Raw genomic sequence first — 11,867 nt, 5'->3', positions numbered from 1 at the left:
GCACTCCAGTAGCATCGATCCCCGGAGCATTTCTCGCGAAGGGGGCAGCCATGGCGGATGACGACGGCTTCATCTCCCTGCCGCCCGGCCTCATCGATCCCGACTCCGGCACGCATCGACGCCCTCGTCCGGAGCGCACGGAGCGGATCCCGGCCGACGAGATCGTGTTCGTGCCGGTGGTTCCCGGAGCTCCACCGGTCGTGCCGGCAGTGGCCGAGACTAGCGACGAAGTCGAAGAGCCAGGCGACGCTGCATCCGTCGAGGCGGCCGATCTCGCGGACAACGACGAGACGCGAATCGTTCCGCCCCGAACTCTCCCGCGGGCTTGGCGATTGACGGTACCGGGAATCGAGGCTCCCGTGGTGGTGGAGGGTGCGCTATTCCTCGGTCGTAACCCCTCCTCGACCGCGGAGTTCCCCGACGCTGAGTTGCTCGTGGTGCCCGATCCGTCGAAGTCCATCTCGAAGACCCACGCACTACTCGAGGTGGACGACGACGGCCTCTGGGTCCACGACCTCGACTCGACGAACGGTGTGTGGGTCGTGCTGCCGGGGGAGAGCCCCAGCGAGGTGGCCCCGGGTACTCGCGCAGCGCTCGCTCCGGGTGCCGATCTCGAACTCGGAGATGTGACGATTCAGGTCGAGTTCAGCTGACACAACCAGCGGGTGGGTTCCGCCGATTGCCCCGGCCCGCAGTGGTAACCTCGACGAATGCGTTTCGTTCGACTTCTTCTTCGCCGCCGCGACGAGGTCTAGTCACTAGCCTCCCTCGTCGCGGAGTCCGACCGCGCGCAAGGCGGCGACAAGGGCTGGGCATTCGGAATCCGACGAAGGACAGCATTCATGACGGAAACAGCACGACCCCGCACCCTCGCTGAGAAAGTGTGGGACGACCACTTGGTGGTCAAGGGTGAGAACGGCAGCCCCGACCTCATCTACATCGATCTCCACCTCGTTCACGAGGTGACGAGCCCGCAGGCCTTCGACGGTCTTCGGATGGCAGGACGCCCCGTGCGCCGCCCCGACCTGACGATCGCCACCGAGGACCACAACACCCCGACGCTGCTCATCGACCGGCCCATCGCCGACCCGATCAGTCGCACCCAGATCGAGACCCTTCGCGCCAACGCCAAGGAATTCGGCATCCGCCTGCACTCGCTCGGCGACATCGAGCAGGGCATCGTGCACGTCGTCGGCCCCCAGCTCGGCCTCACGATGCCCGGCATCACGGTGGTCTGCGGTGACTCGCACACCTCCACTCACGGTGCCTTCGGGGCCATGGCGTTCGGTATCGGAACGAGCGAGGTCGAGCACGTCATGGCGACGCAGACCCTGCCGCTGAAGCCGTTCAAGACCATGGCGATCACGGTCGAGGGCGAGCTCAAGCCGGGTGTGACAGCCAAGGACATCATCCTCGCGGTCATCGCCAAGATCGGCACCGGTGGTGGGCAGGGCTACGTCCTGGAGTACCGCGGCAGTGCCATCCGTTCGCTCTCCATGGAGGGCCGCATGACGATCTGCAATATGTCGATCGAGGCCGGCGCGCGCGCCGGCATGGTGGCCCCGGATGAGACGACCTACGCCTACCTCAAGGGTCGCCCGCACGCGCCGGAGGGGCAGGACTGGGATGACGCGGTCGCCTACTGGAACACCCTCGCCACCGACGACGACGCGGTGTTCGATGCCGAGGTCTTCCTCGACGCCGACGAGCTCGAGCCGTTCGTCACGTGGGGAACGAACCCCGGCCAGGGCATCTCGCTGAGCGGGTCCGTTCCGCAGCCGGCCGACTTCACCGACCCCAACGACCGTGCGGCCGCCGAGCGTGCACTCGAGTACATGAATCTGGTGCCCGGGACTCCCATGAAGGAGATCCCCGTGGACGCTGTCTTCATGGGCTCCTGCACCAACAGTCGTATCGAGGATCTCCGTGTCTTCGCGTCGATCATCAAGGGCCAGAAGAAGGCCGATGGCGTGCGCGTCATGGTCGTGCCCGGGTCTGCGCGAGTGCGCATCGAGGCCGAGGCAGAGGGTATCGACAAGATCGTGGAGGAGTTCGGTGCCGAGTGGCGCTTCGCCGGCTGTTCCATGTGTCTCGGGATGAACCCGGACCAGCTCGCTCCCGGTGAGCGGTGCGCCTCCACGTCCAACCGCAACTTCGAGGGCCGTCAGGGCAAGGGTGGGCGTACCCACCTCGTCTCGCCCGTCGTTGCGGCAGCGACGGCAATCCGTGGCACACTGTCGAGTCCGAGCGATCTCGACGCCCCGTTCATTGAGGCTCTCGAAATGTCACCAGCGGGAGGCAAATAATGGATGCGATCTCCACCGTCACCGGTATTGCCGTGCCGCTCCAGCGCTCGAACGTCGACACCGACCAGATCATCCCCGCGCAGTTCCTCAAGCGCGTGACCAAGACCGGTTTCGATGACGCCCTGTTCTACCAGTGGCGCCAGGACCCCGAGTTCGTGCTCAACCGTGAGCCATTCCAGGTCGCGAACCCGGGTACCGAGGTGCGCGTTCTCATTGCCGGCCCCGACTTCGGCACCGGTTCCAGTCGCGAGCACGCGGTCTGGGCCCTGCGCGACTACGGTTTCGCGGCCGTTCTCAGCCACCGCTTCGGTGACATCTTCCGCGGCAACTCGGGCAAGCAGGGCCTGCTCGCGGCGGAGCTCACGGAGAAGGACATCGAGACGATCTGGTTGATCGTCGACGAGAACCCGGGAATAGAAGCATCCGTCGACCTTGTTGCCAAGACGGTGACCGTCGGAACAGCCAGCTTCCCCTTCCAGATCGACGATTACACTAGGTGGCGCCTGCTGGAAGGTCTGGACGACATTGGCCTGACTCTTCGGGATGAAACGCACATCACCGAGTTCGAGAGCCGTCGTGAGAGCTGGCGTCCCACAACCCTCCCGGCCAAAAGCTGAGTGAACACAGGCAGACAGAGGAATACATGAATTCGGTGACGAAGGACGCACGGAAGGCGGCCGCACGAGTGGGCCTCTCCTCGGACGAGATCATCATCAACGGCGGCAAGCCGCTGCGTGGACGTGTCGATGTGCGCGGGGCCAAGAACCTCGCCACCAAGGCCATGGTCGCAGCGCTTCTCGCCGACACCCCGAGCCACCTCCAGGACGTTCCCGACATCAGTGATGTCGGCGTCGTCACCGGGATGCTCGGTGCCTACGGCGTCACGGTCACCAAGGTCGGTGAGGGCGAGCTACTGCTCGACCCCTCCAACGTGCTCAAGGCGCACTTCGCGCAGATCGATGCGCTGGCCGGCTCCAGTCGCATCCCGATCCTCTTCTGCGGGCCGCTCCTTCACCGTCTTGGTGAGGCTCTCATCCCGGACCTCGGGGGTTGCCGCATCGGTGACCGTCCCATCGACTTCCACATGGACGCGCTCCGTGCGTTCGGTGCGATCGTCGACAAGAGCTACGAGGGTATCCGCCTGACGGCTCCGAACGGTCTCAAGGGCGCCAACATCGAGCTGCCCTACCCGAGTGTCGGCGCGACCGAGCAGGTGCTGCTCACGGCCGTGCTGGCCGAGGGTGTCACCGAGCTCAAGAACGCGGCCATCGAGCCCGAGATCATGGACCTCATCGCGATCCTGCAGAAGATGGGCGCGATCATCAATGTCGAGCCCAACCGCGTGATCTTCATCGAGGGTGTTGAGAAGCTCCAGGGCTACACGCACCGTGCGCTGTTCGACCGCAACGAGGCCGCGAGCTGGGCTTCTGCCGCTCTCGCGACCGGTGGCGACATCTTCGTCGCCGGCGCCAAGCAGCAGGAACTCATGACGTTCCTCAACATCTACCGCAAGGTGGGTGGCGCGTTCGACATCCAGGAGGACGGCATCCGCTTCTGGCACCCGGGTGGTGTGCTCAAGCCCGTCGTCGTCGAGACGGACGTGCACCCCGGTTTCATGACGGACTGGCAGCAGCCCCTCATCGTCGCGCTCACGCAGGCGGAGGGACGCAGTGTCGTCCACGAGACGGTGTACGAGAACCGCTTTGGCTTCACCGACGCACTCATCGAGATGGGTGCCGACATCGTCGTGCACAAGGACGGCCTCGAGTCGGTCACCCGCCGTGTTCCGCGTCGTCCGCTCGAGCAGGCGGCCGTGATCGTCGGTCCGACCCCCCTTCACGGTGCGGATGTCGAGATCCCCGACCTGCGCGGTGGTTTCAGCCACCTCATCGCAGCGCTCACGGCCGAGGGCCAGTCGCGTGTGACCAACATCGGCATCATCAGCCGTGGTTACGAGCACTTCATCGACAAGCTGTCGGAGCTCGGTGCCGACTTCGTCTACGAGGGCTAACTAGCGTTGGCAACGGCCGGGAAGAAGAGCGAGAAGACCTTCGTCTGGCGTGTTCTCGCCGCGATCGTCGTTCCGTTTCTGCTCCTGGTGGGCCGGTATCGGTTCAGGAATCTCGACCGTCTTCCCGAGGGCGCCTTCATCCTGACGCCCAACCACTACTCGAACATCGACCCGCTCGTCACGGCGTACACGTTGTGGCGGGCAGGTCGCGTTCCCCGCTTCCTCGCGAAGGCTGGACTCTTCAGGGTGCCCGTCCTGGGTGCTGCCCTGCGTGCGACCGGGCAGATCCCGATCGAGCGCGGAGCTGTCGGGTCGAGTGGTTCGGACCCACTGATGGCCGCGTCACGGCTCGTGGACCACGGGCTCGCGGTGATCGTCTATCCGGAGGGCACCCTCACGCGCGACCCGGATATGTGGCCCATGCGCGGTAAGTCTGGAGCGGTTCGACTTGCCCTGGAGCATGACATCCCGATCATCCCGTGTGCCCACTGGGGTGCGCAGCAGATCCTGCCGCGCTACTCGAAGAAGTTGAGCCTGTTCCCGCGCAAGAACGTGGAGATCATCATCGGCGAGCCCGTCGATCTGTCCCCGTGGAAGGATGCACCGCGCACGTCTGCGACCTTCGCCGCCGCGACGAATGCCGTGATGCAGGATGTCACGGCCCTCCTTGAGGAGCTGCGTGGCGAGTCGGCGCCTTCCGAGCGCTGGGACCCGACCGAGCACGGCCAGACGGAGTTCGGCAAGCTCGAGAGCTAGGCCCGCTTCGTGACCGGCTGCCGCAGGATCGTGCGCAGCTTGCTCGGCTCGACCTTCCTGAAGTCACTGAAGTAGATCTCGTGATGCGTTCCCGTCATCGCGAGCCCGTTGTTCGGGATGAACTCGTCGTGCAGTCGCGCGAGGGTCGCGGTCTCGTCGTCGAACGAGCCGATGTGCAGGGTCTGAACGCACAGCCCTTCCTCGAGGGTCTCGAATCGCACGTTCTCGATGGCGGCGGATGAGTCGGCCTTGCGCGCGGCGACGGTCCTGGCCGTCTCGACCATCTCCGCGTCGATCCACTCCGGCACCATGATCATGAGCGTCCAGTTCCAGCGGGACTTGTCCCGCGCGCTTGTGAACGCGCTCATGTCAGGCGACCACCACAGGCCTTCGAGCGGCGGGACGACGTAGTCGCGTCCGAGTTCGTTCTTGCTCGCGAACTTGAGCTTGTAGGCGACGGGATACAGCGCCGTGATCGCTTCGGCGAAGGCCGGGGAGGTGTTGGGGTCGCCGTGTCCGTCAAGCATGAGGTACTGCATCCGGGGTACCTCGAGGATGCGGAACTCCCCGCGCCGAGCCTGGTAGCTGTCGAGTGTCTTCTTGACGTCGACAGCGGTCGATGGTGCCATGACGCTAGGCCAGGGACGACCCGACGAGCACTGCACCGGTGATGGCCAGTGCGAGGAGGACTAGCCCGGATACGGCGAGGACGATCGTCACCGCGAGGTGGGTCCGTGCGAGTGCACCGGTAGATGTGTGTCGGACGTAATAGACGACGCCCAGGACGATGGACGCCGCAGACAGGAGAAAACCCGCCACGAGGATGATGAACCACACGACCAGCACGATCGCGTAGAACAGGAGGAAGAACGGCACGCCCCGAGTCTAGGTGGATAGCGAGAACTCCTCGCGAGCCCAGACTCGACACCCGCCGGTACCGCCGCAACACACCCCCATGCCGCAGAATGGTCGAGTGTCAGACAACAGCGTGACCCCCGCTCGCCGTGTCGCCGTTCTCGGCGCTGGATCGTGGGGCACCACGTTCTCGAAGATCCTCGCGGACGGCGGCTCCGACGTCGCCATCTGGGCTCGACGCTCCGAGCTGGCGCGCGAGATCACCCAATCACATCGCAACAGTGACTACCTGCCGGGTATCAACCTGCCCCGCAACCTCTGGGCCTCCTCGCGCCTGCCCGAGGTTCTCGAGGGTGCCGAGCAGGTCTACCTCTCCGTTCCCTCGCAGTCCCTGCGCGAGAACCTCCGCATCGTGCGCGACCTCATCCCGGACACTGCCATCGTCGTCTCCCTCATGAAGGGTGTTGAGAAGGGCACAGGGGCACGCATGAGCGAGGTGATCCGCCAGGAGTTGGGCATCGGCGCGGAGCGTGTTGCCGTGGCATCCGGCCCGAACCTCGCGCTTGAGATCGCCAAGGAGCAGCCGACAGCAGCCGTGATCTCGTCGGAGCACCTGCCGACGGCGACTGTTGTCGCCATGACTGCGACGAACCCCTACTTCCGCAGTTTCGTGAACACGGATGTCATCGGCACCGAGTTCGGCGGAGTTCTCAAGAACCTCGTGGCCGTGGCGATCGGCATCGTCGACGGGGTCGGCTACGGCGAGAACACGAAGGCCTCGATCATCACACGCGGTCTTGCCGAGATGACCGACTTCGCCGTCGCCTACGGCGCCAAGGCGGAGACGCTCGCGGGCCTAGCCGGCCTTGGCGACCTCATCGCGACGTGCGAGAGTTCGCTCAGTCGCAACAACACCGCTGGACGCCTGCTCGGGCAGGGCTACAGCTACTCCGAGGTGATCTCGCAGATGAACCAGACCGCGGAGGGACTCTCGTCGGTCGCCCCGGTCCTCGAGCTCGCCCTGGCCAAGGGTGTGCAGATGCCGATCGTCAGCCAGGTCGCCGAAGTGCTTGCCGGTACGCTGAATCCGCGGGATATCGCCCCGCACCTCACCACCGACGAACTGCCGCAGGGAGAGTAATCGTGACCAGGCTGACCGTCGCCCTCCTCTTCGGCGGGCGATCGTCAGAGCACGAGATCAGCTGCTCGACGGCGGCCGGTGTGCTCTCGGCGATCGATCGCACCAAGTACGACGTGATCCCGATCGGCATCACCAAGGACGGCGCTTTCACCCTCCAGCCCGACGACGCAGCGCTCTTCGCGATGAACCCCGACAACATGCCGGTCGTGCACGACAACGGCACGCGCATCCACTGGCCGAGTTCCGCGCTCACCCGCGAGCTCACCGTCACGGATGCCTCGGGCGAGACTCGCTCGCTGGGGGATGTCGACGTGGTGTTCCCGATCCTCCACGGTCCCTTCGGCGAGGATGGCACGATCCAGGGTCTCCTCGAGCTCGCGGGTCTGCCGTATGTGGGCAACGGGGTGCTCGCGTCATCCCTCGGCATGGACAAGCACTTCGCCAAGACGGCCCTCGAGGGTGCCGGGGTCACTGTCGCGCCCTGGGTCACCGTGTCGCCGCGCAGCTGGAGCGAGGACCGCGACGCCCTGCTCGCCCAGGTCACGAGCCTGGGCCTGCCGCTCTTCGTCAAGCCTGCACGGGCCGGTTCGTCCGTGGGCGTCACGAAGGTGTCGTCGCTCGACGACCTCGACGCGGCTCTCACGGTGGCGTTCGCGGAGGATTCCCGAGCGCTCGTCGAGGCCGCAATCGTCGGTCGCGAGGTGGAGTGTGGCGTGCTGTCGGGGCGCGGCGGCTCGGCTCCGCGCGTGAGCGTTGCGGGCGAGATCATCATGCATGGGCGTGAGTTCTACGACTTCGAGGCGAAGTACATCGACCCGGATGCCGCGGAACTCGTGTGCCCGGCATCCCTCGAGCCCGACGAGCTCGCCGAGATGCAGCGCATCGCCGCACGTGCCTTCGACGCGATCGGCGGGTCGGGACTCGCCCGCGTCGACTTCTTCTTCACGGGCACGCAGTTCGTGGTGAACGAGCTCAACACCATGCCCGGCTTCACTCCGATCTCGATGTACCCGAAGTGCTGGCAGGCGAGCGGTCTCAGCTACACGGAACTGATCGACGAGCTGATCCAGCTCGGACTCGAGGCTGTGCGGTAGGGCTCAGCCCCGCATCTCGATCGCGATCTCCGACGCATCAAGGTCGGCGAGAGCTTTCTCGAGCACGTCGGCATCGAACGTCCCGTTGTCGCGAGCATCGAGCAGCGCTGTGCGCTGGGCTCGAAGCACCGTGAGCCGATACTCCTTCCGACGCGCGAAGGTTGCGAGCCGCGGCTCACCCTCCACGGTCGCAGGCTCGTCGAACTGTTTGGCCGTCGTCATGAGGAGGTCCATGATCCCGGCGGTCTCGGCGTCATGGTCGATCTCAGCGGCGCTCTTGTCCGCTGCGCGCCCGAGTCGCCTGATGACCGCCGCGAGCGTGCCACCCTGGATGGTGAGCGAGAAGAGGGCGACGGCGAAGGCGATCAACACAATCACCGACCGGGCGGGCGTCTCCTCGGGGAGAATCTGTGCCGCCGCGACCGTCACGGCTCCGCGCATGCCAGCCCAGACGACGATCGTGCCCTCTCGCCATCCCAGTGGCTGCCGCCGGAAGTAGTCGATGTCGGCCAGGACGCGCGTGACCCGGGTGGCGAATCGTTGGGCGTCCCGAGCCTTCGGCGCTCGGCCCCTCGCGAAGTCGGTATAGGCCGCGACGCGTTCGTTGGGATCGGCGAGCTTCTCCTGAAGCCCCTGAAGTTGCCCCTGCATGTTCGCACCCCGTCGAGTCAGACGGGAGAGCACGGCGAGGAGGGGAGCGACGTACGCAGCCCGGATGAGGATGATGAGCGCGAGCGCCGCAAAGGCGATCACGAGTGACACTCCGACGCCGGCATGGTCGCGCTCGACGTCGGTGATGATGGCCTTGATCTGGATGCCCATGGTGAGGAAGACAGCGCCCTCGAGGACGAGCTCCACGGTGCGCCAGTTCTGCGAATCCGACAGTCGGTGCTGGGGCGATAGCTCGCGCGGAGCGCGGATTCCCGTGATCAGCCCCGCAACGACTGCGGCGACGAGCCCGGAGGCCCCGAGGAGCTCCGCGGGCACGGAGGCCAGGAACGGCACCGTGAAGGAGATCACGGTGTTCACGGTCGGTGAGGTGATGCGCCGCCGGACCGCCAGATTGAGCGCCGCGACGACCACGCCGATGACGATGGCGATGGCGACCGAGTACGCGAACGTGCCCACGGAACCCCAGAACGAGAAGGTTGCCGCGGTGGCGACGATGGCGGTGCGCAGGACTACCAGGGCAGTCGCGTCGTTGAGGAGGCTCTCGCCGTCCAGCAGTGCGACGACCCGGGGCGAGACGGGTGAACGCTTGATGATCGAGGTGGCCACGGCATCCGTCGGGCTGATGATCGCGCCGAGTGCGACGCCCCACGCGAAACCCAGACCGGGGATAACGAGCATGAAGAACAGCCCGAGCAGGAGCGCGCTCACGACCACCAGCAGCACGGAGAGCCCGCTGATCGCCCCGAACTCACGACGGAAGTTCATCGTGGGCATGGAGACGGCCGCCGAGTAGAGGAGTGGGGGAAGCACCCCCTGCAGTATGAGCTCGGGGTCGACCTGGATCGAGTCGAAGAGGGGTAGGAAGCTCGCGCCGACACCCACGGCGACGAGGATCAGCGGAGAAGCGACACCGAAGCGCTCGCCCAGGAGAGTCGCCGCGGCGATGACGACCAGTCCGATGACGAGGATGACGAGGATCTCTTCCATGGCACCAGCCTGTCGCTCGTGTTGGCGAGTGTCGAATCAGCCCTCGGGGGTGATGCAGGCACCCTCGACGGGCAGGCGCCCGACCGCCGGGGCCAACGCTGTGAGTGCGTCCAGGCCGGAGGCGACATCGGAGTCCACGACGACCTCGACGGCGGGGGTGCGGCCGTAGCTCGTAAAGACGTAGCTCGGTGCATCCGTGTCATCCCGGAGCCAGTCGATGCCCTCGACGGTCACGCACGGGAACTCGGCGGTGGGGGCCGGGGTCGGCACGCCGCAGTGCAGCACGACCGCCACGGGCTGACCCCACGCGCCCGTCGCCTGGGCGTTGGTCTCGCGCGCGGCGAACTCGTCGATGGCGTCGGGAAGCCGAACGGTCACCTCCGCGCACAGCGGGCTCGCCGCGTCGTCCGCGGGCTCGAGCGCCACCGTCGGAGCGCATCCGGCGAGCAGGAGGGCGACGGCAGCGATGCCGAGGGGCAGTGAGACTCTCATCCCCTTCAGGCTAGCGTGGTCGCATGACGACTCTCGGCTCCCTCGGTGAGTCCGCCGTTCTTGCGCGCATCTTCCCGAAGCTTCCCGCCGCTACCGCGCAACTGCTCGGCCCGGGGGATGACGCGGCCGTCGTTGCGGCGCCCGATGGCCGGTTCGTGGTGACGACCGACATGATGATCCACGGGCCGGATTTCAGGCTCGCATGGTCGACACCGTACGACTTGGGGTGGAAGGCCGCGGCATCCAATCTCTCCGATGTCGCCGCGATGGGTGCGGTTCCCACGGCGCTCGTGGTGGCGCTCGCGGCGCCGGCCGAAACATCGATCGAGTTCCTGGAGTCGTTCGCCGACGGCCTGCGCGAGGGGTGCGCAGCGCTGGCACCCGGGGCGGGAGTCGTCGGCGGTGACCTCTCCGTCTCGAGCACGCTCACGATCGCGGTGACCGCCTTCGGGGACCTCGAGGGCAGGGCACCCGTGCTGCGATCCGGAGCGCGAGCGGGTGACATCGTGGCTGTCTCCGGCGACCTCGGCGCCGCGGCCGAGGGCCTTCGTCTGCTGTTCGAGCGCGGTGTCGTCGATGGTGTCCCGGATGCCACGGCAGCAGCCCGCGTAGCCGCCGAGCATCCCGTGCCGATCGCCGCCCAGCTCAGGCCGCACCCGCCCATCGCGGACGGCAGGGCCGCCGCGACGGCCGGAGCCACCGCGATGCTCGACCTGAGCGATGGCCTCGCGATCGACGCGGCACGCATTGCCTCCGCGAGCGGTGTCGCGCTCGCGCTGGAGGGGCTCACGCCGGAGGAGTTCACCGGAGGAGAGGACCACTCGCTGCTCGCGACGTTCCCTCCCGGCACGGAACTGCCGGGAGGTTTCCGCGCGATCGGCGTGGTCGTCGAGGGCCTGGGCATCACGCTTGACGGGGTCGACGTCGAACGCGCGGGCTGGGATCCCTATCGCGGGTGGAACGGCGGCGTGGGCTAGGCCGAGATCCAGTACAGCGCGGTGTCGCCGTAGTCCTTGCGGCGCTCGAGCTCCAGGCCCTCGGGAAGTTCTGGCTCCCGCGATCGCGTGCTGCGTTCGACGATCACGAGCGCGTCGGGGGAGAGGCGCGGAGCGAGTGACGCGAGGTTGCGCTCGAGCTCCTCGGTGCTGAGTTCGTAGGGCGGGTCGAGGAAGACGAGATCCCAGAAGCTGCGGGCGCCGTCGAGGAACGCCTGCACGGACTGGCCGGACGTCACCACCTCCGGTCGCGCACTCTTCGGGGCGAGGCCAGCGACGCGTGCGCCGTTCTTCCGAGCCGTCGCGATCGAGCGGTCGACGAGGGTGACGTGGGTGGCTCCCCGCGATAGCGACTCCAGTCCGAGTGCGCCGGAGCCGGCGTAGAGGTCGAGCACGCGCATCCCGTCGATGGCGTCCCGGGCCTCGAGGGCGGAGAACAGGGCCTCGCGCACCCGATCACTCGTGGGTCGCGTGCCGGAGCCGGGCACCGCGATCGTGATCGACCCGGCGAAGCCTGCGATGATGCGGGTCACGCGAGCCATCCTATCGAGGGCCCTG

The 11,867-nt window shown here is 66.7% G+C and carries 13 protein-coding genes; 8 read left to right on the top strand and 5 right to left on the bottom strand.

Annotated elements, in window-relative coordinates; translation table 11 throughout:
- The first annotated feature begins 50 nt into the window (after positions 1 to 50).
- From HDC94_RS12475 to HDC94_RS12455, 5 genes are all read left to right on the top strand, one after another.
- Complete coding sequence (locus HDC94_RS12475; RefSeq protein WP_179498043.1) at positions 51 to 653, top strand: FHA domain-containing protein; 603 nt, start codon at positions 51 to 53, stop codon at positions 651 to 653.
- A gap of 189 nt (positions 654 to 842) precedes the next feature.
- Positions 843 to 2,306, top strand: a complete 1,464-nt coding sequence (gene leuC / locus HDC94_RS12470) for a 3-isopropylmalate dehydratase large subunit (protein WP_179498042.1) — start codon at positions 843 to 845, stop codon at positions 2,304 to 2,306.
- Entirely contained in the window at positions 2,306 to 2,923 is a 618-nt protein-coding gene (gene leuD / locus HDC94_RS12465) for a 3-isopropylmalate dehydratase small subunit (RefSeq protein ID WP_179498041.1), read from the top strand. The genes leuC and leuD overlap by 1 nt, the downstream gene beginning before the upstream one ends.
- 26 nt (positions 2,924 to 2,949) lie before the next feature.
- The gene (gene murA / locus HDC94_RS12460; protein ID WP_179498039.1) at positions 2,950 to 4,317 is read left to right on the top strand and encodes a UDP-N-acetylglucosamine 1-carboxyvinyltransferase; all 1,368 of its coding nucleotides are present in this window, start codon (positions 2,950 to 2,952) and stop codon (positions 4,315 to 4,317) included.
- 6 nt (positions 4,318 to 4,323) lie between these two features.
- Positions 4,324 to 5,073, top strand: coding sequence for a 1-acyl-sn-glycerol-3-phosphate acyltransferase (locus tag HDC94_RS12455; protein WP_179498037.1), 750 nt, complete (start codon positions 4,324 to 4,326; stop codon positions 5,071 to 5,073).
- On the opposite strand, the gene HDC94_RS12450 is transcribed toward HDC94_RS12455, so the two are convergent.
- Both HDC94_RS12450 and HDC94_RS12445 read right to left on the bottom strand, forming a co-directional pair.
- On the bottom strand, positions 5,070 to 5,702 hold the full coding sequence (locus tag HDC94_RS12450; RefSeq protein ID WP_179498035.1) for a GyrI-like domain-containing protein: 633 nt from the start codon (positions 5,700 to 5,702) through the stop codon (positions 5,070 to 5,072). The two genes, HDC94_RS12455 and HDC94_RS12450, sit on opposite strands and share 4 nt — an antisense overlap.
- A 4-nt stretch (positions 5,703 to 5,706) precedes the next feature.
- Positions 5,707 to 5,949 (bottom strand): hypothetical protein, encoded by a 243-nt coding sequence (locus HDC94_RS12445; RefSeq protein WP_179498034.1) that lies wholly within the window; start codon positions 5,947 to 5,949, stop codon positions 5,707 to 5,709.
- Positions 5,950 to 6,028: 79 nt separating this feature from the next.
- On the opposite strand from HDC94_RS12445, the gene HDC94_RS12440 reads away from it, so the two are divergent.
- The gene (locus HDC94_RS12440; protein WP_179498033.1) at positions 6,029 to 7,069 is read left to right on the top strand and encodes an NAD(P)H-dependent glycerol-3-phosphate dehydrogenase; all 1,041 of its coding nucleotides are present in this window, start codon (positions 6,029 to 6,031) and stop codon (positions 7,067 to 7,069) included.
- Positions 7,069 to 8,163, top strand: a complete 1,095-nt coding sequence (locus tag HDC94_RS12435) for a D-alanine--D-alanine ligase family protein (protein ID WP_179499079.1) — start codon at positions 7,069 to 7,071, stop codon at positions 8,161 to 8,163. The genes HDC94_RS12440 and HDC94_RS12435 overlap by 1 nt, the downstream gene beginning before the upstream one ends.
- 3 nt (positions 8,164 to 8,166) lie before the next feature.
- On the opposite strand, the gene HDC94_RS12430 is transcribed toward HDC94_RS12435, so the two are convergent.
- Together HDC94_RS12430 and HDC94_RS12425 are read right to left on the bottom strand one after the other, a co-directional pair.
- On the bottom strand, positions 8,167 to 9,822 hold the full coding sequence (locus HDC94_RS12430) for a sodium:proton antiporter (protein WP_179498032.1): 1,656 nt from the start codon (positions 9,820 to 9,822) through the stop codon (positions 8,167 to 8,169).
- A gap of 36 nt (positions 9,823 to 9,858) precedes the next feature.
- On the bottom strand, positions 9,859 to 10,314 hold the full coding sequence (locus HDC94_RS12425; RefSeq protein ID WP_179498031.1) for a DUF3515 family protein: 456 nt from the start codon (positions 10,312 to 10,314) through the stop codon (positions 9,859 to 9,861).
- 23 nt (positions 10,315 to 10,337) lie between these two features.
- Between HDC94_RS12425 and thiL the strand changes: the two genes are divergently transcribed.
- Positions 10,338 to 11,291, top strand: a complete 954-nt coding sequence (gene thiL, locus HDC94_RS12420; RefSeq protein WP_179498030.1) for a thiamine-phosphate kinase — start codon at positions 10,338 to 10,340, stop codon at positions 11,289 to 11,291.
- On the opposite strand, the gene rsmD is transcribed toward thiL, so the two are convergent.
- Complete coding sequence (gene rsmD, locus HDC94_RS12415) at positions 11,288 to 11,842, bottom strand: 16S rRNA (guanine(966)-N(2))-methyltransferase RsmD (protein WP_179498028.1); 555 nt, start codon at positions 11,840 to 11,842, stop codon at positions 11,288 to 11,290. The two genes, thiL and rsmD, sit on opposite strands and share 4 nt — an antisense overlap.
- Between the last annotated feature and the right edge of the window lie 25 nt (positions 11,843 to 11,867).

This window comes from Leifsonia sp. AK011, from assembly GCF_013410945.1.
GTDB lineage: Bacteria > Actinomycetota > Actinomycetes > Actinomycetales > Microbacteriaceae > Rhodoglobus.
The sequence above is the reverse complement of the archived record's forward strand: the minus strand, read 5'-3'. Positions and strand labels throughout refer to the sequence as shown.

What these genes read in the sequence shown, in the direction of transcription:
- thiL (WP_179498030.1), top strand. Translation starts at nt 10,338, where the DNA reads ATGACGACTCTCGGCTCCCTCGGTGAGTCCGCCGTTCTTGCGCGCATC.
- HDC94_RS12475 (WP_179498043.1), top strand. Translation starts at nt 51, where the DNA reads ATGGCGGATGACGACGGCTTCATCTCCCTGCCGCCCGGCCTCATCGAT.
- HDC94_RS12425 (WP_179498031.1), bottom strand. Translation starts at nt 10,314, where the DNA reads ATGAGAGTCTCACTGCCCCTCGGCATCGCTGCCGTCGCCCTCCTGCTC.
- leuC (WP_179498042.1), top strand. Translation starts at nt 843, where the DNA reads ATGACGGAAACAGCACGACCCCGCACCCTCGCTGAGAAAGTGTGGGAC.
- HDC94_RS12440 (WP_179498033.1), top strand. Translation starts at nt 6,029, where the DNA reads ATGCCGCAGAATGGTCGAGTGTCAGACAACAGCGTGACCCCCGCTCGC.
- leuD (WP_179498041.1), top strand. Translation starts at nt 2,306, where the DNA reads ATGGATGCGATCTCCACCGTCACCGGTATTGCCGTGCCGCTCCAGCGC.
- murA (WP_179498039.1), top strand. Translation starts at nt 2,950, where the DNA reads ATGAATTCGGTGACGAAGGACGCACGGAAGGCGGCCGCACGAGTGGGC.
- HDC94_RS12450 (WP_179498035.1), bottom strand. Translation starts at nt 5,702, where the DNA reads ATGGCACCATCGACCGCTGTCGACGTCAAGAAGACACTCGACAGCTAC.
- HDC94_RS12430 (WP_179498032.1), bottom strand. Translation starts at nt 9,822, where the DNA reads ATGGAAGAGATCCTCGTCATCCTCGTCATCGGACTGGTCGTCATCGCC.